Raw genomic sequence first — 23502 nt, forward strand, 5'->3', positions numbered from 1 at the left:
AATTCCGCACGCGATCGGCATGCCGACGGGCATGCAACTTTCCGTCCATTGAAAGCGCGGGGCAGGCCCCCATCTGAGTGCGAATCGCCGGCACGCACGCCCGGCACGCATGCGCGACGTCTGGCACACTGACGATTCGATTCGCGTGCGATACATCCGCACGCTCGCACCCCATTTCAACGCTCCGATGGACGTCACTGCTACCCGCCCAGCTACCCGCGCGATCGACGTGTTCCACCCGGCCGTCGCCGCGTGGTTCCGGCGCACGTTCGCCGCGCCGACCGGCGCGCAGGCGCTCGCGTGGCCGCACATCAAGGCTGGCCGCTCCACGCTCGTCGCCGCGCCGACGGGTTCCGGCAAGACGCTCACCGCATTCCTGTGCGCGCTCGACGATCTGGTGCGCGATGCGCTGGCGCACGACGGTACGCTGCCCGACGCGACGCTGGTCGTCTACGTCTCGCCGCTGAAGGCGCTGTCGAACGACATCCACGTGAACCTCGATGCGCCGCTCGCCGGCATCGCCGAATCGCTCGCGCAACTCGGCTTGCCGGTGCCGGCGATCCGCACCGCGGTGCGCACCGGCGACACGACGCAGGCCGAGCGCGCCGCGCTGCGCAAGCGCGCGCCGCACATCCTCGTCACGACGCCCGAATCGCTGTACGTGCTGCTGTCGTCCACATCGGGGCGGCAGATGCTGTCGAACGTGCGCTCGGTCATCGTCGACGAAATCCATGCGCTCGCCTCGTCCAAGCGCGGCAGCCATCTCGCGCTGTCGCTCGAACGCCTCGACGCGCTGACCGGGCGCGCGCTGCCGCGCATCGGGCTGTCGGCCACGCAAAAGCCGATCGACGCGGTCGCGCGCTTCCTCGTCGGCGGCCCGGCCGACGCGCCGCGCGACTGCACGATCGTCGACACCGGCCACACCCGCGAGCGCGATCTCGCGCTCGAACTGCCGAACGTGCCGCTCGAACCGGTGATGGCGACCGACGTGTGGGAACAGGTATACGACCGCATCGCCGGCCTCGCGGCCGCGCATCGTACGACGCTGGTGTTCGTCAACACGCGGCGCACCGCCGAGCGCATGGCGCGCCATCTCGCCGACCGGCTCGGCAAGGACGCGATCGCCGCGCATCACGGCAGTCTGGCGAAGGAGCACCGCTTCGACGCCGAGCAGCGCCTGAAACGCGGCGAACTGAAACTGCTCGTCGCGACCGCGTCGCTCGAACTCGGCATCGACATCGGCGACGTCGATCTCGTCTGCCAGGTCGGCTCGCCGCGCGGCATCGCGCCGTTCCTGCAGCGCGTCGGCCGCTCGGGACACCATGTCGGCGGCGTGCCGAAGGGGCGCCTGTTTCCGCTGTCGCGCGACGAGCTGGTCGAATGCGCGGCGCTGCTCGACTGCGTGCAACGCGGCGAACTCGATGCGCTGCGAATTCCCGAAGCGCCGCTCGACGTGCTCGCGCAGCAGATCGTCGCCGAAGTCGCGTGCGCGGAATGGCAGGAAGACGCGCTGTACGCGAGCTTCACGCGCGCCGCGCCGTACTCGCGGCTGACGCGCGAACGCTTCGACGAAGTGATGACGATGCTCGCCGAGGGCTTCACGAGCCGCCGCGGCGTACGCGGCGCGTACCTGCACCGCGACGTGGTCGGCGGCACCGTGCGCGGCCGCCGCAATGCGATGATGACCGCGACCACCTCCGGCGGCACGATCCCCGACATGGCCGACTACGCGGTGCTGCTCGAACCGCAGGGCATTCAGGTCGGCACCGTCAACGAGGATTTCGCGATCGAGAGCCTGGCCGGCGACGTGTTCCAGCTCGGCAACCAGTCGTACCGGATCATTCGCGTGGAAACGGGCCGCGTGCGCGTCGAGGATGCGCAAGGTCAGTCGCCGAGCATTCCGTTCTGGCTCGGCGAGGGGCTCGGGCGCAGCGACGAGCTGTCGGCGGCGGTCGGCCGGCTGCGCGCGCGGCTCGACGGGCTGTTCGCGGACGGCGAGCGCCAGGCCGACACCGCCGGGCGCAAGCGCGCCGGCGACCACGCGGTGAGCAATGCGGAAACGGAAGCCGACGCAACAGCCGCAACCGCCACCGCGCTCGCCCCCGCCGAAAGCCGCCTCGCGCCCGCGTTGCACTGGCTCGTCGACGATATCCACTTGACGCCCGACGCCGCGCGCCAGATCGCCGACTACCTCGCGCGCACCCGCGCGGCGCTCGGCGCATTGCCGACGCAGGACACGCTCGTGATGGAGCGTTTCTTCGACGAATCGGGCGGCATGCAGCTCGTGATCCATTCGCCGTTCGGCAGCCGGATCAACCGTGCATGGGGGCTCGCGCTGCGCAAGCGCTTCTGTCGCAACTTCAACTTCGAACTCCAGGCAGCCGCCACCGACGACGCGATCATCCTGTCGCTGTCGCTCGCGCACAGCTTCGCGCTCGACGAAGTATGGCGCTACCTGCGTTCGGCCAGCGCCGAGCATGTGCTGATCCAGGCGCTGCTCGACGCGCCGATGTTCGGCGTGCGCTGGCGCTGGAACGCGACCACCGCGCTCGCGCTGCCGCGTTTCACCGGCGGCAAGCGCACCGCGCCGCAATTGCAGCGCATGAAGAGCGACGATCTGCTCGCGACGGTGTTCCCCGATCAGGTCGCGTGCCTCGAGAACGTCGTCGGCGAACGCGAGATTCCGCATCATCCGCTCGTCGACCAGACGCTCGACGATTGCCTGCACGACGCGATGGACACCGACGGCTGGCTTGCACTGCTGCGCCGGATCGAAAGCGGCGCGATCGAGCTCGTCGCGCGCGACTTGCCCGCGCCGTCGCCGCTCGCGGCCGAGATCCTGAACGCGAAGCCCTACGCGTTCCTCGACGATGCGCCGCTCGAGGAGCGCCGCACGCAGGCCGTGCAGTCGCGCCGCTGGAGCGACCCCGAATCGGCCGACGATCTCGGCGCGCTCGACGCCGACGCGATCGCCGCGGTGCGCGACGAAGCGTGGCCGCTCGTGCGCGACGCCGACGAAATGCACGATGCGCTGCTCACGCTCGCCTGCGTCGCCGACAGCGAGGCGCACGCCCACGCCGGCTGGCCCGAGCGACTCGCGGAACTCGCGGAACGCCGCCGCGCGACGAAACTCGCGACGCCGGGCGGCGCCGCGCTGTGGGTGCCGGTCGAGCGGCTCGTGTGCCTGCGCGCGTTGCATCCCGACGCCCGCGTGACACCGGCGCTCAAGGTGCCGGCCGCATGCGCGCAGCCGTGGGAAGCCGATGCGGCGCTCGTCGACGTGATCCGCGCCCGGCTCACCGGCTTCGGGCCGCTGACGCTCGATGCGATCGCCGCGCCGCTCGGCCTGCCGCCCGCGTCGATCGCGACGGCGCTCGCGGCGCTGGAGCGCGAAGGCTACGTGATGCGCGGCCGCTTCACGCCGGGCGCAACGACCGACGAATGGTGCGAACGTCACCTGCTCGCGCGCATTCATCGCTATACGGTGAAGCGGCTGCGGCGCGAGATCGAGCCGGTCGAGCGCGCCGATTTCATGCGCTTCCTGTTCCACTGGCAGCATCTGACGCCCGACACGCGCGGCACCGGCCGCGACGCGCTGGCCGCCGTGGTCGAACAGCTCGAAGGCTACGAGGCCGCGGCGAGCGCCTGGGAAGACGCGCTGCTGCCCGCGCGGCTCACCGACTACACGGCGGGCGGCCTCGACGAGCTGTGCCGCTCGGGCAAGCTGGTGTGGACCCGTATCGGCGTGCCGGCGCGCGCGGCCGGCACGCCCGTGAAGACGACGCCGATCGTGCTGTTGCCGCGCCGCCATCTTTCCGCGTGGCAGGCGCTACGCGATCCCGATGCGCAGCCGGCGCTGTCCGCACGCGCCGCACAGGTGCGCGACGCGCTCGCCGCCCACGGCGCGATGTTCTTCGACGCATTGCTCGACGACCTGCACATGCTGCCCGTCGAGCTCGAACAGGCGCTCGGCGAACTCGTGTCGGCCGGCCTCGTGAATGCGGACAGTTACGCGGGCCTGCGCGCGCTGCTCAAGCCGGCCGTCAAGCGCAGCGCGACCTATGCACCACGTACGCGACGCGGCGGTGCGCTGATCGGCGGGATGGACGACGCCGGCCGCTGGGCGCTCGTGCAGCGTCAGGCAGCGCCGGACGACGACACGCCCGCACCGAAACGCGGCCCCGCCACGACCGATCCCGACGCGCTCGAACACATCGCGTGGACGCTGCTGCGCCGCTACGGCGTCGTGTTCTGGCGGCTGCTCGAACGCGAAGCCGACTGGCTGCCGAGCTGGCGCGAACTCGTGCGCGTGCTGCAGCGCCTCGAAGCACGCGGCGAGATTCGCGGCGGTCGCTTCGTCGCCGGGCTCGCGGGCGAGCAGTTCGCGCTGCCCGAGGCCATCCCGATCCTGCGCGAACTGCGGCGGCAACCGGGCGATGGGCAGTACGTATGCGTGACGGGCGCCGACCCGCTGAATCTCGCCGGCACGCTGCTGCCCGGCGACAAGGTGCCGGCGCTGGCCGGCAATCGCGTGCTGTTCCGCGACGGCGTGCCGGTCGCATCGCTCGTGGCGGGGTCGTTCCATTACGCGCCCGAACTGTCGCCTGCCGCGCGCGAGGACGCGCGCCTGCGGCTCGCACGTTCCTGCTGACATCGGCTGACACGCACACGGCACACGACTACTGATCGCCGGGCCGCGCGGACGCCATCGTTCGGGTAGCATCGAATGATCGACCGCGCGGGCTCACGCGCCTCGTCTACACAAAACAAGACTTCCGGAGACTGCCGCTCATGCCTTCGCATGCCGATTCGCCCGCTGCCGATCACGCGGGTTCGCTGACCATTTTCCAGGGCGCCGCGCTCTATATCGGCGCGGTGCTCGGCACCGGCGTAATCGCGCTGCCCGCGCTCGCCGCCGAAGTCGCCGGGCCGGCCTCGCTACTCGCATGGGCCGCGCTCGTCGTGCTGTCCGGGCCGCTCGCGGCCACCTTCGCCGCACTCGGCGCCCGCTATCCCGATGCGGGCGGCGTGTCCACCTACGCGCGGCGCGCATTCGGCCCGAAGGCCGCGGCCATCGTCGGCTGGTGCTTCTATTTCGCGGTGCCGGCCGGCGCGCCGGCCGCCGCGATGTTCGGCGGCGCATACGTCGCGGCCGTCACGGGCGGCGGACACACGACGGTCATCGTCACGGCCGCCGCGCTGATCGCGACCGTGTCGGCCGCGAACGCGTTCGGAGTCACCGTGTCGGGCCGCATGCAACTGGTGTTGTCGGCGCTGCTCGTCGCGCTGCTGCTTGCCGCGGTGCTTGCGTCCGCGCCGCATGCCCGCACCGCGAACCTGCATCCGTTCGCCCCGCACGGCTGGCTCGCGGTCGGCGAGGCCGCCGCGCTGCTCGTGTGGAGTTTCGCCGGCTGGGAAGCGATCACGCATCTCGCGGCCGAGTTCCGCCGGCCCGCGCACGACATGCCGCGCTCGGCCGGCATCGCGGTCGTGGTCGTCGGGTTCCTGTATCTGTCGGTCGCCGCCGCGAGCGTGATGGTGCTTGGGCCTTCCGCGGGTGCGTCGGGCGCGCCGCTCGCCGAACTGATCGCAGGCGGCATCGGCGGCCATGCGCAGGTGCTGGCCGCCGCCGCCGCGCTGCTGCTCACGCTCGGCACGATGAACGCGTATTTCGCCGGCGCGGCAAAACTCGGCGCGGCGCTGGGGCGCGACGGCGCACTGCCCGCCTGGCTCGCGCAGGGCAGCCAGGTCGGCGGCGTGCCGCGCCGCAGCCTCGGCGTGATCGCGGTGCTCGCGGCCATCGCGTTGGCCGCCACGGCGCTGTCGGAAGTCGGACCGAAGCCGCTCGTGCTCGTGACGTCCGGATGTTTCGTGATGGTGTACGGGCTCGGCGCGGCGGCTGCGCTGAAGCTGCTGCCGCGTGGCGGCATCGCGTATCGCTGCGCGTGGATTTCGCTGATTGCGGTCGCCGGGCTGTTCGTGACGACCGGATGGTATTTCCTGTGCCCGCTGCTGCTCGCGGGCGGCGCACTGGTTTATCTGCAGGTGACCGGCCCGCGTCAATGACCGGGCATGCGCCGGCTGCCCAACGCCCGCCTGCTCGCCGCGCCCATCGCGCGAACAATCACGTCGGTCGGGCCGTGCGCCGTTCGTTCGCGTCGGTCAGGCCGGCACCAGCTCGAAGCTGAGCCGTTTGCCGAGCGCGGCGGCCGCGCTCGCGAGCGTCGCCAGCGTGAGGCTCGTGTCGGTTTCGTCGAGCAGACGGTTGAGTGCGGCGCGGCTGGTTTTCATCCGCGCGGCCATCGCCGTTTTCGTGATGTGCTGCGCCTTCATTTCCTGCCCGATCTGCCACGCGATCACGCGCTTGATCGCGGTGGCGGTGGCCGCTTCGAGATTGCCGTCCGCTTCGAGGAAGGCGTCGAAATCGCTGCCGATATGCGGATTGTTCGTGGTCGTCATGTCGTACTCCAGGTGCATGGCGTTGCCGGCTGCCCGACCGTCGGAGACGGTGCATTCCGGCGCAACCGGGGAATTCAGATGGCGTGCGTCAGCGCTTTCAGGCGTGCGACGGTGACGTCGAGATCGTCCGACGGCGTGGCCCGCGACTGTTTGAAGAAGCCGTGCAGCAGCACCATCGTGTCGCCGACGACCGTGAACAGCACGCGCGCGCTTCGCCCCGGCACCATCACGCGGATGTCCCACAGATCCCTCGCCATCTTCCGGACCAGCGGCATGCCGAGCGGCCAGCCGAGTTGAACGGTCTTGATCTCTTCGCCGATCGCCCTTCGCTCCACTTGCCCGAGCGCGTTGAGCCATTCGCGCACCGGCTCGTGGCCGCGGGCCGTGCGGAAGAACCGCACGCCGAGCGTGACCTGAATCTGCTGTCTCGCCATCGTCTTGTCGTCCATCGTATCAAAAACGGTACGATATGCCAAGCACCCCGACGGCGGCTACTGACCGGATGGCCAATCCTGCGGCAAGGAAGGAGATCGAGCCCGGCGCATTGCCGGGCCGGTGGCCCGGTGGATCAATGCTTGCCGCGAGCGGGCTTGCGTGCCGCGCGGGGCGCCCGGTGCGGGCGCGCATCGCCGAACCGCGATCGCGCGATGTCGCGCACCGCGTCGATCAGCGTCCGCGCGACCGGCGACGGCTGCGCATCGGTACGCAGCACGAGGCCGACCGGCTCGTCGGTGCCCGCCGACGGCAGCGGCAGGCGCGCCAGCGCACCGGCCGACAGATCGTATTCGGCTGCGTAGAGCGGCACGAACCAGACCGCGTCGTTCTCGAGTGCGAGCGCGCGCGCGACCGATACCGACAGCACCTCGATGAACGAATCGAGCGGCGGCGCGCCGCATGCGCCGAGCAACTGCTCGGCCGACTGGCGAATCAACGTGCCGAACGGCGGCAGCACGACCGGATAGCGCGCCAGCTCGGCGGCCGGCGCCGCGCTCGCGAGCAGCGGATGCCCGGCGCGCACGACCGCGACGAGCGGCTCGTTGTACAACTGCTCGAACGCGAGCCCGATCATCCGTTCCGGCTCCGACAGCCGGCCGATCGCGCATTCGATCGCCCCGGCTTTCAGACGCTCGAGCAACTCGGCGTTCGCGGCCGTCGCGATCCGCACGACGATGCGCGGCCAGCGTGCGCTCAGCGCCTTCATCACGGCCGGCGCGAGCGAGGCCGCGACGGTCGGGAGCATGCCGATTTCCAGCGTCGCGGCGGCGGCCCCGCCCTCGCGCGCCAGCAGCCCGACGCCCTGCCGCAGCGCCAGCACGCACGCATTCGCGTGCGGCATGAACAGTTGCGCTTCGCGGGTGGGCTGCGCGCCGTGCCGGCCGCGCTCGAACAGCTTCACGCCGAGGATCGCCTCCAGCTCGGCGATCGTCTTCGACACGGCCGGTTGCGTGATCGACAGGCTTTCGGCCGCCTTCTGCACGCCGCCCAGCTGCGCGACCGCGAGAAAGCACTGCAGGTGCCGGAATTTGACACGGCCGTCAGCGATACGGTTATTCATAACGGGTGGTTATGCGAATGACGATGGATCGCCATTTTGCATAACTTTCCGGAAAGCCCCAAGCGTTCGGGACGGCGTCATCCATGGCGCCGCAGCGCGTGGAATCCCGTCGGCTCCCAGATCCGTTTCGCGATCAGCAGGGCCGTGCCGTGCTTCTGCCCGAGCGGCGCGGACGACGACTCCGCATGCAGCGCCGCGGCCTTGCTGCTCAGCCGCCGCAGTTCCTGTTCGAGCTCCGCGGCGGCCGCATCCGTCAGCATCCCCTGCAGGAACGTCATCGTTTCGCCCGGGCCGTCGAAGCGGCTGCCGAGAAAATCGTCGAGCACGTGCGCATGGAAGTAGCGGCGAATCGGGCCACCCGGCAGCCAGTCGAAATCGCGCGCCACGCGTACGCGAATCCGGTCGCCGGGCAGCAGCGCGATCACGTTCATCCGGTCGAGCATCAGCAGATATTTCACGCATTCGGCCTGCGTGAGGCGATAGGCCGACACGATGTCCTGCACGGTCCAGTAGTTGATCGCGCAGACGGCGACCAGCAGCAGCTTCTCGTCCGACACGAGCAACGCCTCCTGCGGCTCGGTCAGCACGCGCAGGCGCGGCGCGGACGCCGATGCTTCCTGCACGAGCTCGGCGAGCGTATAGCCGAGCAGTTGCGCGATCTCCGCGACGCGCTCCAGCGTGAAGCGGCCGCTCGCGAACAGCCGCTTCACGCTCGTCTCGGAGACGTCGAGCGCCCGCGCGACGTCCCGATAAGTCATCCCCTGCGCCTTCAGCTGGCGCTTCAGCGTTTCGATGAGTTGGGCGGTTTCGGTCATGTTGGTATCGAAAAATGATGCTCACGGTCGGATATTAGGCTACTCATGCATCCACATCAGCACTTTTGGATACTTGTCTGCATAATCCGCTCCGTCCTGTCATGCAACGACGGAGCCGAAATGACCGCCCGAATCGACACAGCCGCCTGCGAACCGCACCACGCCGCACCGCGCGATGCCCGCGACACCGATCGCACGATGCCGCTCGCCACCGTGCGCTCGCTCGCCGCTTGCGCACATGTCGGCGATCTCGTGTTCATCCGCGTGCCGGCCGGCGCACCGGATGTCTCGACGGGCGCGCCCGGCACGTGGGCCAACCGTTTCGGCATCGTCGTCGATACGTCGGGCGACGAACCGGTGATCGCCGAATCCGCCGTGTTCGCATGGACGAGGCTCACGCTGCTGTCGCGCTTCGTCGCCCGTACCGACGGCGGACGCATCGCACTGGCGCGCCGCGTCGCGGCGGCGTCGGCCGATGCGCAGCGCCACGTCCATGCGCTGGCCGAACGGCGAATCGATGCGCTGCTCGGCAGTCGCTTCAACCTGCGCGCGCGGCGCGGCTTCTGCGCGCAGTACGTGACCGAGGTGCTCGGCGCCGGCCACGCGACGACACCGTCGGCCCTGCTGCGCGGCGGCACGCTGGCGCTCGAATTCGACGGGATCGTGTTCGATCCCCGCCACCCATGACGACGGGCACGCTCCGGGAGACCGGATAACAACGAGAACGAAAGACAAAAAACAGCGACGGGCTGGCTGGAGGGCCGTGCACGGGGTCGTCACCGACGACGCGAAGCCCGATCGCTTTTTCCGCCGGACAGGCTGCCTGTCCGGCGGAATTTTCATTATCGGGGCGAACATAACGAACAGTTATGCGATTCGCGAAAAAAGGTCATTTTGCATAACTTTCCGGATTGGTTAAAGTCGTGACCATCCCCTTCGCGAAATACCTATCAGGAGACGCCCGATGGATTCCCCCACGATCCTCACGCCGCGCGACTGGCCGTCGCATCCGGCCTATGTCCACCCCGAGTACCGTTCGTCGGTGAAGCGCGGCCCGACCCGCCCGCTGATCCCGCTGAAGGAGAAGCTGCGCGACCAGTACGCGCCCGTCTACGGCGCGGAAGATCTCGGCGCGCTCGATCACGATCTGACGAAGAACGCCGTGAAGAACGGCGAGCCGCTGGGCGAGCGAATGGTCGTCACCGGCCGCGTGCTCGACGAAGGCGGCAAGCCCGTGCGCAACACGCTCGTCGAGGTGTGGCAGGCCAACGCGGCCGGCCGCTACGTGCACAAGGTCGACCAGCACGACGCGCCGCTCGACCCGAACTTCCTTGGCGCCGGCCGCTGCCTGACGGACGACGAAGGCCGCTACCGCTTCCTGACGATCAAGCCCGGCGCGTATCCGTGGGGCAACCACCCGAACGCGTGGCGCCCGAATCACATCCACTTCTCGCTGTTCGGCGATTACTTCGGCTCCCGTCTCGTCACGCAGATGTACTTCCCCGGCGATCCGCTGCTCGCGTACGACCCGATCTTCCAGGGCACGCCGGAAGCCGCGCGCGATCGCCTGATCTCGCGCTTCTCGATGGACATCACCGAAGAAGGCTATGCGCTCGGCTACGAATTCGACATCGTGCTGCGCGGCCGCGACGCCACCCCGATGGAGCGCTGAACCATGACGACGCTGAAGCAAACCCCTTCGCAGACGGTCGGCCCGTACTTCGCGTACGGCCTGTGCCCGCAGCAATACGATTACGACCTGAAAAGCCTGTTCACGCCGACGATCGCCGCGGCGCACGCCGAAGGCGAGCATGTGCTGCTGGTCGGGCAGGTATTCGACGGCGACGGCAACGTCGTTGGCGACGCGGTACTCGAATTCACGCAAGTGGACGGCGCGGGCCGCTACCCCGCGTCGCGCGACGACATCGCGAAATCCGGCTTCACGGGCTTCGCGCGGGTCGGCACGGGCACCGACCCGCAGCAGCGCTTCGTCGTCGAGACGGTGAAGCCGGGCCGCCTCGCCGCCGACGAGGCCCCGCACATCAACGTGACCGTGATGATGCGCGGCATCCTCACCCACGCATTCACCCGCGTGTACTTCGACGACGAAGCCGCCGCGAACGCGGTCGACCCCGTGCTGAACGCCGTGCCGGCCGAGCGCCGCGCGACGCTCGTCGCGAAACGCGACGCGCAGCCGGGCCGCCCGGTCGTGTACCGCTTCGACATCCGCATGCAGGGGCCGGAAGAAACCGTGTTCTTCGACGTTTGACGCATGCGCCGGCGCTGGCCGGCGCCGGGTGCAACCGCACCGCCGTGTGGCGCGATACCGACGGGCATCGCGCCACACGTCGTTTTTGAGGCACCGTCGCCATCATTCGATGGTGCGCCGCATCGTGATCAACGAGGCTGCGGATGCTCGTCCGCATCGGCTTCCCGCCCCGATATCGAACGCGTCATCGAAACGCGTGCTGCGAAAGCACATCAATCGGGGGGCCGACACGATATCGTTTGCGCGTTATGCGGCGTATGCTTCGTTATCCACAATGAGCCGACAGGATTGAATCGGACGAGGCAACAATGACATGAATCATGCGCGACGTTGCCCGACAGGCGGCCCGCGCATTTTTCAGACGGAGTGCCTTTAAACGCGTCCGGCCGAAGGTGGCGGGCGCGTATTTTTTTGCGCGACGGCTCGCGTACGGGCGCGGCCTGCGCCGGGCCTTGGCGCCTAGCGGCGCATTTCCAGATACCGGCTCGGCGTGTCGCCCAGAATGCGGCGAAACGCCGACGTGAACGCACTCGCGCTCGCGTAGCCGAGATCGAGCGCCACGCGCGTCACCGGCTGCCCGTCGGTCAGGCGGGAAATCGCGGCGAGCATGCACACCTGCTGGCGCCATGCGGCGAAACTCACGCCCGTCTGCGCGCGAAACTGTCGCGTGAACGTGCGCCGGCTCACGCCCGCGTCGGCCGCGACCCGGTCGAGATCGGCGTCGATCGACGGGGCCGCGAACAGGTGCCGGCACACTTTCGCCAGCCGTGCATCGGCCGGCAGCGGCGCATGCAGCGACAGGCGCGGCATCGTCGCGATTTCCGCGACCAGCAGATCCATCAGCTTGCCCGCGCGGCCGTCGACGTCGTACATGGCCGGCAGGTCGACCGCATCGTCGAGCAGCTGCCGCAGCAGCGGCGACACGCCATACACGCCGCACTGGGTCGGCAGCCCGGCCGCCTGCGCGGCGTCGATGGACACGAACGCGTTGAGCATCGTGACCGGCCCGGTCGTCGTCAGTTCGTGCCGCACGCCGGCCGGCACCCAGCACGCGCGCTGCGGCGGCACCAGCCAGCGGCCGTGCGGCGTGGACACGCTGATCGTGCCGCGCGACGCGAAGGCGAATTGCCCGCGCACGTGCGCGTGATCCGGAAACGTCGTGCCCGCCGCGAAGTCGTTGGCGAGCACGACCACGCTCCGGGGAATGTGTTCGTAGGGATCCAGCAGCGTATTTCTCAAGGCCCGAATTCCATCATCAATGACCCGCTATCGAAGGCGGCCCGCCCCGCCGCGATCGGCGGGCCGGCCACGCGCCGGCGGCATCGCGCGGCGCGCGTCACCGCAACATGAACGACATCGCCGACAGGCTGTTCAGCGTGCGCACCGCATGCTCGACCGACGGCCCGTCGAAACGCAGCGTCACCGCGTCGACGCGCTCGAGCGACGGCAGCACGCAGAACAGGTCGGCGAGCGCGGCCGTCTGCACGCGCAGCGTGCAAGCGGCCGGCGCGGGACGATGAGCGCCCGCGCGCCGGCCGGACGACAGCGCATGCGCGACCGTCTCCCGTGCGGCGGCCGCGATGCGCGCGCACGACGCGGACGGCGTGAGCGTCTCGCCGCTCGACGCGCCGCCGGCCGTCTTGACCGTCTCGAAACGCGCGTCCGGAAACAGCGGCTGCGTTTCCTCGGCGAATACGTCGTCGCCCGTCGCCAGCGCGACATGCGCGCCGTATTCGCGCGCCAGCGCACCGTACAGCCCGGCTTCGCCGAGCTCGACGCCGTTCAGCCACACCTGCGTGAACGCAAAGCTGTTGATCGTGTGCGCGAGCACGCCGCGTGTCTGCGATTTCGCGTGATAGCCGATCATGAATACGAGATCGGGCTGCTGTTCGAGGCCCGCCATCATTCCGAGCGTACGCGGCTTGCCGAGCACGACGCGCGCCCGCGCATCGAGCCCGTCGGGCAGCAGGTTGCGATAGCCGCCATGCGAATCGTTGACCCAGACGGCCTGCGCGCCGCCGGCAAACGCGCCTTCGATCGCCGCGTTCGCCTCGGCGGTCATCCAGCGGCGCGCCCGCTCGTATTCCGGATTGCCGGCGCGCGTCTGCTCGGTGGCGAATACGCCGGCGACACCCTCGATGTCGGTTGAAATCAGGATCTTCATGACAGGATCGAACGTCCTTCGTTGTCTTCGTTGAACCACCGGTCGAGATCGGGCACCTCGTCGCGCAGCGATTGCCGCGCGTGGCCGTCGCGCCCGGCGACCGTTACCGCCTGCAGCAACGCGTCGGCGATCGCATGCTCGACGCTTTCGGCCGCGGCCATGAACAGCGGATCGAGCGCCGCATCGGCCACGAGGGCCGGCAGCGCGATCGTCGATGCGTCGTGCGCGATCGTGTAGGCGGTCGAGAAGGCGAGCGCGATGTCGCCGCTGCCATGCCCGTACACGGAGCCCGTGCGGGCCAGCCCCGCCGCCGCGCGGCGCGCGAGCCGCGACAGTTGTCGGGCGTCGAGCGGCGCATCGGTGGCCAGCAACAGGATGATCGAGCCCTGCTCGGGCGGCGCCGGTTGAGCGGCTTCGGCCGCGCGCCGCTGCGCGACGATGCGCCCGAGCGGCACGCCGCCGAGCGTCAGCATCGGCAGCCGGCCGAAATTCGCGAGCACGAGCGCGCCCACCGTATAGGGCCGGCCGGCCGCGACGGCCACGCGCGATGCGGAACCGATCCCGCCTTTCAGGTCGAAGCACGACATCCCGCGCCCGGCGCCCACCGCGCCGCGTGCGACGTCCCGCGACGCCGCGCGGCATGCGTCGTCGTAATGCGCGCCGGTGACCGCGAATGCCTGGATATCGTTCAGGTAACCGTCGTTGCACTCGAACACGAGCGGATTGACGGTCGACCAGTCGCGGCCGATCCGCGGATTCGCCGCGATCGCCGCACGGATCTGCGCGTGGGCGACCGCGCCGACGCCGAACGTATTGGTCAGCGCGATCGGCGTATCGAGCGTGCCGAGCTCGTCGACCTGCACGAGCCCGACGCTCTTGCCGAAGCCGTTGATCACGGCCGCCCCCGCCGGCACCTTGCTGCGGTACACGTCGCCCGGATGCGGCTTCACGACGGTCACGCCCGTCTGCACGTTGCCGGCATCGAGCGTGCAATGGCCGACCGTCACGCCCGGCACGTCGGCGATCGTGCCGCGCGGCCCGGCCGGCAGCGTCGCCGTCCACATCGGTGCAGCCCGCATCAACGGCGCTCCAGCTTCGGGTCGAGCGCGTCGCGCAGCCCGTCGCCGAGCAGGTTGAACGCTAGGACGGTCAGGAAGATCGCGAGGCTCGGGAACACCGCGATGTGCGGCGCCGTCACCATGTCCGCGCGCGCCTCGTTGAGCATCGCGCCCCACTCCGGCGTCGGCGGCTGCGCGCCGAGCCCGAGGAACGACAGGCTCGCGGCGGTGATGATCGACGTGCCGATCCGCATCGTGAAGTAGACGACGACGGACGACACGGTGCCCGGCAGGATGTGCCGCATGATGATCGTCCAGTCGGATGCGCCGATGCTGCGCGCGGCCTCGACGTAGGTCATGTGCTTGAGCATCAGCGTGTTGCCGCGCACGAGCCGCGCGAACGCCGGGATGCTGAAGATCGCGACCGCGCAGATCACGTTGATCATCCCGTTGCCGAGGATCGCGACCACGCCGATCGCGAGCAGGATGCCCGGGAACGCGAACAGCACGTCGGCGATGCGCATCGTGATGCGGTCCCACCAGCCTTCGTAGTAGCCGGCGAGCAGCCCGAAGAACGTGCCGATCACCGCGCCGAGCGCGACCGAGAAGAAGCCGGCCGCGAGCGAAATGCGCGTGCCTGCGATGATCCGGCTGAAGATGTCGCGGCCGAGCGAATCGACGCCGAACCAGTGCACGGCCGACGGCCCCGCGTTCAGCGCGTCGTAGTCGAAATAGTTCTCCGGATCGAACGGCACGATGTGCGGGCCGACGAAGGCGAGCACCACGAGCGCCAGCACGAAGCCGCCCGCGACGAGCGCGACGGTCTGCTTGCGGAACTTGCGCCAGAATTCGCGCCACGGCGTGCGGATCGCGGTCGGTGCGGCCGGCGCCGCGGGCTGGACAGTCGCGTTCATGCGCCCCTCACTTGAACCGGATGGTCGGGTTGATGACCGCGTACAGCACGTCGACGGTCAGGTTGATCAGGATGAATTCCAGCGAGAACAGCAGCACGATCGCCTGGATCACCGGGTAGTCGCGCATCGTCACCGCGTCGACGAGCAGGCGCCCGAGCCCCGGCCAGTTGAACACGACCTCGACGACGATCGAGCCGCCGAGCAGAAAGCCGAACTGCAGCCCCATCATCGTGACGACCGGGATCATCGCGTTGCGCAGGCAGTGCTTGAGCACGACCATCGGCTCGTGCACGCCCTTCGCGCGCGCGGTGCGCACGAAGTCCTCGTTCAGCACCTCGACGAACGACGCGCGCGTGAAGCGCGCCATCACGGCCGCGACCGCGGCGCCGAGCGTCAGCGACGGCAGCACGTAACTCTTCCACGAGCCGTCCGGCACGACCGGCAGCCAGCCGAGCTTCACCGAGAAGATTTCCATCAGCAGCATGCCGAGCGCGAACGCGGGAAACGAGATGCCCGACACCGCGAGTGTCATCCCGAGACGGTCGGGCCAGCGATTGCGCCAGACCGCCGACGCAATCCCGATCGCCATGCCGAACAGCGTCGACCACACCATGCTGACGAGCGTCAGCATCAGCGTCGGCATGAAGCGTTCGCCGATCTCGGTCGAGACCGGCCGCTTGCTGCGCGTCGACATGCCGAAATCGCCGTGCGCGATCTTCGTGAAGAAGTTCGCGAACTGCGCGGGCAGCGGCCGGTCGAGCCCGAGATCGGCCCGCACGAGCGCGATCGTCGCTTCGTCGGCTTCGGGGCCGGCCGCGAGCCGCGCGGGATCGCCCGGCAGCAGGTGCACGAACAGGAACACCAGCACCGCGACGATCGCGAGCGTGGGCAGCAGGCCGAACAGGCGTTTGACGAGGAAATTCAGCATGGGACACCGATCGAATCAGCGCACCGGCGGCTCGCGCCGCCGGCACTGCGTGGCGGACGAACCGCCGTCATTTCAGCGAGATCTCGTCGAAGTTGAACGAGCCGTCCGGCATCACGTATGCGCCCTGCAGACGCTTGCTGCGCGCATACACGATCTTCTCCTGCACGAGGAAGATCCACGGCGCGTCGGCCCAGATCTGCTTCTGCGCATCGGCGTAGAACTCGGCCTTCTTCGCGCGATCGGTCGTCTCGAGCGCCTTCGTCAGATCGCCGTCGACCGCGTCGTTCTTGTAGTACGCGGTGTTGACGAGCTTCGGCGGCGCGGACGCGCCGGCCAGCAGCGGCGTGATCGCCCAGTTCGCTTCGCCCGTCGACGACGACCAGCCGATGTAGTACATCCGCACCGGCGCCTTCGCCGGATCCGGCGCGCTCTCGACCTTCGCGACGCGCTCGCCGGCTTCCAGCGCCTGCACCTGCACCTTCACGCCGACCTGCGCGAGCTGCTGCTGCACGAACTGGATCGCCTTCTGCGACGTCGAGTTGTTGTAGGCCGACCACAGCGTCGTCTCGAAGCCGTTCGGATAGCCGGCTTCCTTCAGCAGCGCACGCGCCTTCGCCGGGTCGTACGGCCACGGGCCGAGCTTCGTCGCGTAATCGACGCCCTGCGGCACCACGCCGGTCGACGGCGTCGCGAAACCGGAGAACGCGACCTTCGCGAGCGCTTCCTTGTTCACCGCGTAGTTCAGCGCCTGGCGCACCTTCGGGTTGTCGAACGGCTTCTGCAGCATGTTCAGCGACACGTAGCGCTGCACGATCGACGGCCGCTCGACGACGTCGACCTTCGGATTGCCCTTCAGGTCGGCCGCCTGCTCGAACGGAATGCGGAACGCGAAATCGGCTTCGCCCGTCTTCATCAGCGCCGCGCGCGTGTTGTTGTCGACCACCGGCTTCCAGTCGATCGCGTCGATCTTCGGATAGCCCTTCTTCCAGTAGCCCGCGAACTTCTTCACCTTCAGGTCGTCGGTCTGTTTCCACTCGACGAACTCGAACGGCCCGGTGCCGACCGGATGCAGCGCGATGTCGCGGCCCCACTTCTTCAGGGCGGCCGGGGAGATCATCACGGCCGACGGGTGCGCGAGCGTATTGATGAACGCCGAGAACGGCTCGCGCAGCGTGACCTTCACCGTGGTCGGATCGACGACCTCGGTCTTCTCGATCACGCGGAACATGTTGTAGCGCTTCAGGTGGTTCGCGGGATCGGTCACGCGGTCGAAGTTCGCCTTCACGGCCGCCGCGTTGAAATCGGTGCCGTCGTGGAACTTCACGCCCGAGCGCAGCTTGATCGTGTACGTCTTCGCGTCGGGGCTGGCTTCATAGCCGGTCGCGAGCACGTTGACGAGCTTCATGTCCTTGTCGAAGCCGAACAGCCCCTGGTAGAACGACTTGACGACGGCCTGCGACACCGTGTCGTTCGCGTCGTACGGGTCCATCGTCGTGAAGGTCGAATCCACCGCCATCACCGCGGTCTGCTGCGCGTACGCGGGCAGCGCGGCCGACAGCGCAAACGCGCCGGCGAGCGCGACGAAGCATGCGCGCGGACGAAACATCGGAAACGGATGCTGCTGGGTCATTTTGCTGGGCTCCTATCGGTGAATCGGTGACGCCTCACGGGCGTTTCGGTTTCGACTGCCTGCGGGTTCGTGCGCCGTCATCGCGGCGAGCGACTCCACCACTCAATACGCGCCGCCGACGCGATGCGTCGCGACGTAATGATCGGGGCCGACCGCGACGAGCGGCGCGACGACCGGCTCGTCGCCGACCGCGCGGATCGGGCTCGGAATCTCGTCCGCCGCGAGCTGGCGCGGCGCATGCCGGCGCGCGGGGTCGGCCACCGGCACCGCACTCATCAGCTTCCTCGTGTACGGATGCTGCGGCGCCTCGAACACCGCGCGGCGCGGGCCGATCTCGACGATCTGGCCGAGATACATCACCGCGACGCGATGGCTGACGCGCTCGACCACCGCCATGTCATGCGAGATGAACAGGTACGCGACGCCCAACTCGCGCTGCAGGTCGAGCATCAGGTTGACGATCTGCGCCTGCACCGACACGTCGAGCGCCGACACCGACTCGTCGGCGATCACGACCTTCGGGTTCAGCGCGAGCGCGCGCGCGATCGCGATCCGCTGGCGCTGGCCGCCGGAGAATTCGTGCGGATAGCGGCGTGCGGCTTCCCGCGGCAGGCCGACCTTGTCGAGCAGCCAGTCGACCCGCGCCTGCGCTTCGCTGCCGCTCGCGACGCCGTGCACGAGCAGCGGCTCCATGATCGAGAAGCCGACGGTCAGGCGCGGGTTCAGCGACGCGAACGGATCCTGGAAGATGAACTGGATGTTCCGGCGCAACGCCTGCAGATCCGGGCCCTTCAGCGCGCTGATGTCGCGGCCGTCGAATTCGATCGAGCCGCTTTGCGATTCGACGAGGCGCAACAGCGAACGGCCGGTGGTCGACTTGCCGCAGCCCGATTCGCCGACGAGCGCGAGCGTCTCGCCCGCGCGCAGCTCGAAGCTCACGCGCTCGACCGCATGCACGTATTGCGACACGCGGCCGAACACGCCGCTCTTCACCGGAAAGCGCGTGACGAGATCGCGCACGCGCAGGATCGGCGGCGCGGCGCGATCGACGAGCGGCTGCGCGTCGTTCGCGGCGGACGCCGTGGTCGGGGCCGTCGCGTTCGTGCCGTCCACCTTGAGCAGCGGGAATTTCTCGGGTACGTCGGTGCCCTGCATCGAGCCGAGCCGCGGTACGGCCGCGAGCAGCGCCCGCGTGTAGCGATGCGCGGGCGTCGCGAAGATGCGGTCCGACTCGCCCTCCTCGACCTTCTCGCCGCGGTACATCACGAGCACGCGGTCGGCGACCTCGGCCACCACGCCCATGTCGTGCGTGATGAAGATCACGCCCATGTTCATTTCGTCCTGCAGCCCGCGGATCAGTTGCAGGATCTGCGCCTGGATCGTCACGTCGAGCGCGGTCGTCGGCTCGTCGGCGATCAGCAGCGCGGGCCGGCACGACAGCGCCATCGCGATCATCACGCGTTGCCGCATCCCGCCCGACAACTGGTGCGGATAGCGTGCGAACACGCGGCGCGCTTCCGGGATGCGCACCAGATCGAGCAGCCGCAGTGCTTCCGCGCGCGCTTCGGCGGCGCCCTTCGACTGGTGCAGCGCGATCGCCTCGCTGATCTGGTCGCCGACCGTAAACACCGGGTTCAGCGACGTCATCGGTTCCTGGAAGATCATCGCGATGTCCGCGCCGCGGATGCCGCGCATCGTCGCGCCACTCGCCCGCGCGAGATCGACCAGCGCGCCGCCACGGCGCCGGAACGCGATCCGGCCGCTCGTGATTTCGCCGCCGCCGTGCTCGACGAGCCGCATCAGCGCGAGCGACGTGACCGACTTGCCCGAGCCCGATTCGCCGACGATCGCGAGCGTCTCGCCGCGATCGACGTGAAACGACACGTTGCGTACCGCGTCGAACGTCGCGCCTTCGCGGCGGAACGTGACCGACAGATCGTCGACGGCCACCACGCGCTGCTCCGGCAGCGCCGGGACCGACGGGTTACGGCTCGAAGTCATGCGTATCTCCTCGTGCGATCCGGGATCAGGCCGCGTCGTCGCGGTAGATGCCGACGACCGGCGCTTCACCGACGCGCGCATAGCCGCGGTACATCCCTTCGGTGTTGAACGGCATCGCGACGTTGCCGTGTGCGTCGACCGCGATAATCCCGCCGCGGCCCGCCAGGCGCGGCAGCTTGTTCATCACGACGTCGTGCGCGGCATCGGCGAGCGACGCGCCGCGATATGCGATCTGCGCGGCGACGTCGTAGGCCGTCGCGAGCCGCATGAACATCTCGCCGGTGCCCGTCGACGATACCGCGCAGGTCGCGTCGTCCGCATAGCAGCCGGCGCCGATGATCGGCGAATCGCCGACTCGCCCCGGCTGCTTGTTCGTGATGCCGCCCGTCGACGTCGCCGCCGCGATGTGGCCGTTCAGGTCGCACGCGACCGCGCCGACCGTGCCGTGCTTGCGGTCCGGATCGAGCGGCTCGGCCGGCTGCGGCTGTTGCTGCGACTGGCCGAACACGAACGTCGCCGCATCGTGATCGAGCATCGCGCCGGCCGCCGCGCGCGCCTTCACCCACTGCGCATGCCGCGATTCGGTGTCGAAGTAGCCGGGTTCCGCCAGTTCGAGCCCCTGCGCGGCCGCGAACGCATCCGCGCCCGCGCCGGCGAACAGCACGTGCTCGCTCGCCTCCATCACGCGCCGCGCGGCGAGCACCGGATTGCGCACGCGGGTCGCGCAGCAGATCGCGCCGGCGCCGAGCGTCGCGCCGTCCATGACCGCCGCGTCGAGTTCGTGCTTGCCTTCCGCCGTATAGACGGCGCCGCGCCCGGCGTTGAACAGCGGACAATCCTCGAGCATCCGCACCGCGACGGTGACGGCGTCGATCGCGCTGCCGCCCTCGGCCAGCACCTGTTGCGCGGCCTGCAGGATCGCGGTGAGTTCGGCGCGGTACCGACGTTCGGTGTCGGTATCCATCGCTTCGCGCAGGATCGTGCCTGCGCCGCCGTGAATCGCGACGATCGCGGGTGAAGTCATGATTTTTTCGGACGTGGGAAAGAAGGGTTGGCGGCCGGCAAGGCCGCTTGCGGCTGCACGAGCCACGGCAGCAGGAATTCGGTCATTTCGGCGGCGGATTTCGCGGACCGGTGAGTGCGCAGCGCGACCGCATCGATCAGCGCCTCGATCATCGTCAGCACGGCGGCTTCCGACGTGGCCGCGAAACGCCGCTCGGCCTTGACGTACAGGTTCAGCGACGCGATCGGCGCGAGCGGCGATTGCGGGCCGTCGGAGATGCCGAGCACGCGCGCGCCGCGCGCCGCCGCACGACGGGCCAGCTCGATCGTGTCCTTCACGTAGCGCGGAAACGCGAGCGCGATCACGAGATCGCGCGAATCGGCCGTGTACAGACGTCGCGCCGCATGCGACGGGCCGCCGAGCAGCGCGAGCGATTGCACGCTGTCATGGCAGACGGACAGCCCGTGCTCCATCAATCCGGTCAGGAACGCGCTCGATCCGGCGCCGAGAATCAGCACGCGCCGCGCGCCGACGATCGCCTCGACCGCCGCCTCGACATCGGCCGCGTCCAGCTGCGCGCGCGTGTTCTCGATGTTGGCGGCAGCCTGGTCGAACACCGCGTCGATCCATGCGGCGCCGCGTACGCCGGACTCCTGCTCCTGCGCGGAACGCAGCCGTTCGACCGGCCCGAGCGTGGCCTCGAAGCCGCGCACGAGCGCCGCGCGCATCGCCGGATAGCCGTCGAAACCGAGCGCTTTCGCGAAGCGGTTCGCGGTCGCGATCGATGCATTCACGGCCTGCGCGAGCTCGTCGATCCGCATCGTCGCCGCGCGAAACGGGTTCGCCAGCACGAATTCGCCCATGCGCCGGTGAATCGGCGTCAGCAACGGCATCGCCGACGCGATCCGCTCGGCGATCGCGGGTTCGTCGTGACTGACATCGGGCGGAACGAGAGGCGTCATGCGAAGGGTCGTTGCAAGGTTAGATGAAAATCAATTTACACAATCTGCTCCCTGAAAAGAAATAAATTTTCATCAGGGTTGTCACGCGCCATCCGGCACGCGCCGACCGTCCGGACGATCCTCCGGCCCGCCGCACGGGCCTTTGACGGGCGACTGCCTGCGCCGCCGCTCGTGCGGCCGTCACCGCTCCCCGGGAAAACCCCGGGTACGTTCGTTCGAATGCAGATTCACGTTGACCGGATTCGTATTCGAACATAGGATGTTCGAAAATGATCAGTCGTCAGATAACATCGCAGTTCGATGACGATGAAATGTTCGCTCGAACACCGTAATTTCGATATGAACCGGTAAAAACCGGCACGCATCAAGATCGGACATCGTACGAACAAAACGAAACAAGCCATCCTGGACGGATGGCCCTCATGGACCGGGCAGGCGCCGCGCGCCGCCCTCCCTGACAGGAGACAGCAGTGAAGACAGTCAAGGCGTTGCGCTGGTGGATCATCGTGCTGGTGTGTCTCGGCACGATCCTCAACTACCTCGCACGGAATTCCCTCGCGGTGCTCGCGCCCGAGCTCAAGCAGGTGTTCGCGATCTCGACGCAGCAGTACTCGTACATCGTCGGCGCCTTCCAGATCGGCTACACGATCATGCAGCCGGTATGCGGGTTCATCGTCGACCTGATCGGGCTGCGGCTCGGGTTCGCGCTGTTCGCGATGCTGTGGTCGGTGGTCGGCGTCGCGCACGGCTTCGCGTCCGGCTGGCTGTCGCTCGGCGTCCTGCGCGGCTTTCTGGGCCTGTTCGAGGCGGCCGCGATTCCGTCGGGGATGAAGGCCGTCGCCGAATGGTTTCCCGATCGCGAGAAATCCGTCGCGGTCGGCTACTTCAACGCGGGCACGTCGCTCGGCGCCGCGATCGCGCCGCCGCTCGTCGTGTTCCTGTCCATGCGGTTCGGCTGGCAGGCCGCGTTCATGGTCACCGGCGCGCTCGGGTTCGTGTGGGCGGCGCTCTGGTACACGCAGTACCGGTCTCCGGCCGACCATCCGCGCCTCACGCCGCAGGAACGCACGCTGATCCGCGAAGGCCAGGCCACGATGCCGCCCGTGTCGAAGCGCCGCATCCGCGACGTCGTCACCGCGCGCCGCTTCTGGGCGATCGCGCTGCCGCGCTTCTTCGCGGAACCCGCCTGGCAGACCTTCAGCTTCTGGATTCCGCTGTACCTCGCGACCGAGCGCCACATGCCGCTCACGCAGATCGCTGTGTTCGCGTGGATGCCGTTTCTCGCGGCCGACCTCGGCGGCATCGCCGGCGGCTACCTGTCGCCGTATCTCGCGACGCGCTTCAAGCTGCCGCTCGTGTGGTCGCGCGTCGCCGGCGTCGCGCTCGGCGCGGTGCTGATGCTCGGCCCGGCGCTGATCGGGCTCGTGTCGTCGCCGTACACGGCGATTGCGCTGTTCTGCGTCGGCGGCTTCGCGCACCAGATGATCTCCGCGCTCGTCAACACGCTGTCGGCCGACGTCTTCGATCCCGAGGAAGTCGGCACCGCGAGCGGCTTCGCCGGGATGGCCGCGTGGATCGGCGGCCTCGGCTTCTCGCTGCTGGTCGGCGCGCTCGCCGACAAGATCGGCTATGCGCCGCTGTTCGCGTGCCTCGGCCTGTTCGACATCATCGGCGTCACGCTGCTCGCGGTGCTGATCCGCGGGCAGTCGAAGCAGGAACGCCTGCTCGCGCAGCACGCCTGACG

At 69.0% G+C, this 23502-nt stretch carries 19 protein-coding genes; 6 read left to right on the forward strand and 13 right to left on the reverse strand.

Going from position 1 to position 23502, the window contains the following annotated elements:
• The first annotated feature begins 187 nt into the window (after nucleotides 1–187).
• Nucleotides 188–4651, forward strand: a complete 4464-nt coding sequence (locus HWX09_RS05295; RefSeq protein WP_027782843.1) for a DEAD/DEAH box helicase — start codon at nucleotides 188–190, stop codon at nucleotides 4649–4651.
• A gap of 140 nt (nucleotides 4652–4791) precedes the next feature.
• The gene (locus tag HWX09_RS05300) at nucleotides 4792–6066 is read left to right on the forward strand and encodes an amino acid permease (RefSeq protein WP_027782842.1); all 1275 of its coding nucleotides are present in this window, start codon (nucleotides 4792–4794) and stop codon (nucleotides 6064–6066) included.
• A gap of 96 nt (nucleotides 6067–6162) precedes the next feature.
• Here HWX09_RS05300 and HWX09_RS05305 read toward each other — a convergent pair whose 3' ends face one another.
• The 4 genes from HWX09_RS05305 to HWX09_RS05320 form a co-directional block, all read right to left on the reverse strand.
• Nucleotides 6163–6459, reverse strand: coding sequence for an XRE family transcriptional regulator (locus HWX09_RS05305; protein WP_012338300.1), 297 nt, complete (start codon nucleotides 6457–6459; stop codon nucleotides 6163–6165).
• Between the two features lie 74 nt (nucleotides 6460–6533).
• On the reverse strand, nucleotides 6534–6893 hold the full coding sequence (locus HWX09_RS05310) for a type II toxin-antitoxin system RelE/ParE family toxin (RefSeq protein WP_027782841.1): 360 nt from the start codon (nucleotides 6891–6893) through the stop codon (nucleotides 6534–6536).
• A 134-nt stretch (nucleotides 6894–7027) separates the two neighbouring features.
• Nucleotides 7028–8014: a pca operon transcription factor PcaQ gene (gene pcaQ / locus HWX09_RS05315; RefSeq protein WP_027782840.1), complete on the reverse strand. Its 987-nt coding sequence runs from the start codon at nucleotides 8012–8014 to the stop codon at nucleotides 7028–7030.
• A gap of 77 nt (nucleotides 8015–8091) precedes the next feature.
• Nucleotides 8092–8829 (reverse strand): helix-turn-helix transcriptional regulator, encoded by a 738-nt coding sequence (locus HWX09_RS05320; RefSeq protein ID WP_027782839.1) that lies wholly within the window; start codon nucleotides 8827–8829, stop codon nucleotides 8092–8094.
• A 120-nt stretch (nucleotides 8830–8949) separates the two neighbouring features.
• Between HWX09_RS05320 and HWX09_RS05325 the strand changes: the two genes are divergently transcribed.
• From HWX09_RS05325 to pcaG, 3 genes are all read left to right on the forward strand, one after another.
• Nucleotides 8950–9516, forward strand: coding sequence for a YiiX/YebB-like N1pC/P60 family cysteine hydrolase (locus HWX09_RS05325; protein ID WP_027782838.1), 567 nt, complete (start codon nucleotides 8950–8952; stop codon nucleotides 9514–9516).
• 277 nt (nucleotides 9517–9793) lie between these two features.
• A complete protein-coding gene (gene pcaH, locus HWX09_RS05330) occupies nucleotides 9794–10501 on the forward strand; it encodes a protocatechuate 3,4-dioxygenase subunit beta (RefSeq protein ID WP_006489685.1) in 708 nt (235 codons plus the stop codon).
• Nucleotides 10502–10504: 3 nt separating this feature from the next.
• Nucleotides 10505–11098, forward strand: coding sequence for a protocatechuate 3,4-dioxygenase subunit alpha (gene pcaG / locus HWX09_RS05335; RefSeq protein WP_027782837.1), 594 nt, complete (start codon nucleotides 10505–10507; stop codon nucleotides 11096–11098).
• A 459-nt stretch (nucleotides 11099–11557) separates the two neighbouring features.
• On the opposite strand, the gene HWX09_RS05340 is transcribed toward pcaG, so the two are convergent.
• The 9 genes from HWX09_RS05340 to HWX09_RS05380 all read right to left on the reverse strand — a co-directional run bounded on the left by HWX09_RS05340 (nucleotide 11558) and on the right by HWX09_RS05380 (nucleotide 21758).
• Nucleotides 11558–12337, reverse strand: coding sequence for a helix-turn-helix transcriptional regulator (locus HWX09_RS05340; RefSeq protein ID WP_027782836.1), 780 nt, complete (start codon nucleotides 12335–12337; stop codon nucleotides 11558–11560).
• 97 nt (nucleotides 12338–12434) lie between these two features.
• A complete protein-coding gene (locus HWX09_RS05345) occupies nucleotides 12435–13262 on the reverse strand; it encodes a M55 family metallopeptidase (protein ID WP_027782835.1) in 828 nt (275 codons plus the stop codon).
• Entirely contained in the window at nucleotides 13259–14341 is a 1083-nt protein-coding gene (locus tag HWX09_RS05350) for a P1 family peptidase (protein ID WP_027782834.1), read from the reverse strand. Before HWX09_RS05350 ends, HWX09_RS05345 begins: the two co-directional genes overlap by 4 nt.
• Complete coding sequence (gene gsiD / locus HWX09_RS05355; RefSeq protein WP_027782833.1) at nucleotides 14341–15234, reverse strand: glutathione ABC transporter permease GsiD; 894 nt, start codon at nucleotides 15232–15234, stop codon at nucleotides 14341–14343. Before gsiD ends, HWX09_RS05350 begins: the two co-directional genes overlap by 1 nt.
• 7 nt (nucleotides 15235–15241) lie before the next feature.
• A complete protein-coding gene (gene gsiC / locus HWX09_RS05360; RefSeq protein ID WP_027782832.1) occupies nucleotides 15242–16162 on the reverse strand; it encodes a glutathione ABC transporter permease GsiC in 921 nt (306 codons plus the stop codon).
• 67 nt (nucleotides 16163–16229) lie between these two features.
• Nucleotides 16230–17792 carry a glutathione ABC transporter substrate-binding protein GsiB gene (gene gsiB / locus HWX09_RS05365; RefSeq protein ID WP_027782831.1) on the reverse strand — a complete coding sequence of 521 codons (1563 nt, stop codon included), beginning with the start codon at nucleotides 17790–17792 and terminating at the stop codon, nucleotides 16230–16232.
• 102 nt (nucleotides 17793–17894) lie between these two features.
• Complete coding sequence (locus HWX09_RS05370; RefSeq protein WP_027782830.1) at nucleotides 17895–19793, reverse strand: dipeptide ABC transporter ATP-binding protein; 1899 nt, start codon at nucleotides 19791–19793, stop codon at nucleotides 17895–17897.
• 25 nt (nucleotides 19794–19818) lie between these two features.
• On the reverse strand, nucleotides 19819–20817 hold the full coding sequence (locus HWX09_RS05375; protein WP_027782829.1) for an isoaspartyl peptidase/L-asparaginase: 999 nt from the start codon (nucleotides 20815–20817) through the stop codon (nucleotides 19819–19821).
• Nucleotides 20814–21758 (reverse strand): MurR/RpiR family transcriptional regulator, encoded by a 945-nt coding sequence (locus HWX09_RS05380; protein ID WP_027782828.1) that lies wholly within the window; start codon nucleotides 21756–21758, stop codon nucleotides 20814–20816. The genes HWX09_RS05375 and HWX09_RS05380 overlap by 4 nt, the downstream gene beginning before the upstream one ends.
• Before the next feature lie 470 nt (nucleotides 21759–22228).
• Between HWX09_RS05380 and HWX09_RS05385 the strand changes: the two genes are divergently transcribed.
• The gene (locus tag HWX09_RS05385) at nucleotides 22229–23500 is read left to right on the forward strand and encodes an MFS transporter (RefSeq protein ID WP_027782827.1); all 1272 of its coding nucleotides are present in this window, start codon (nucleotides 22229–22231) and stop codon (nucleotides 23498–23500) included.
• Nucleotides 23501–23502 lie beyond the last annotated feature (2 nt).

It is taken from the genome of Burkholderia sp. BCC1208 (genome assembly GCF_902833095.1).
Classification (GTDB): Bacteria; Pseudomonadota; Gammaproteobacteria; order Burkholderiales; family Burkholderiaceae; genus Burkholderia.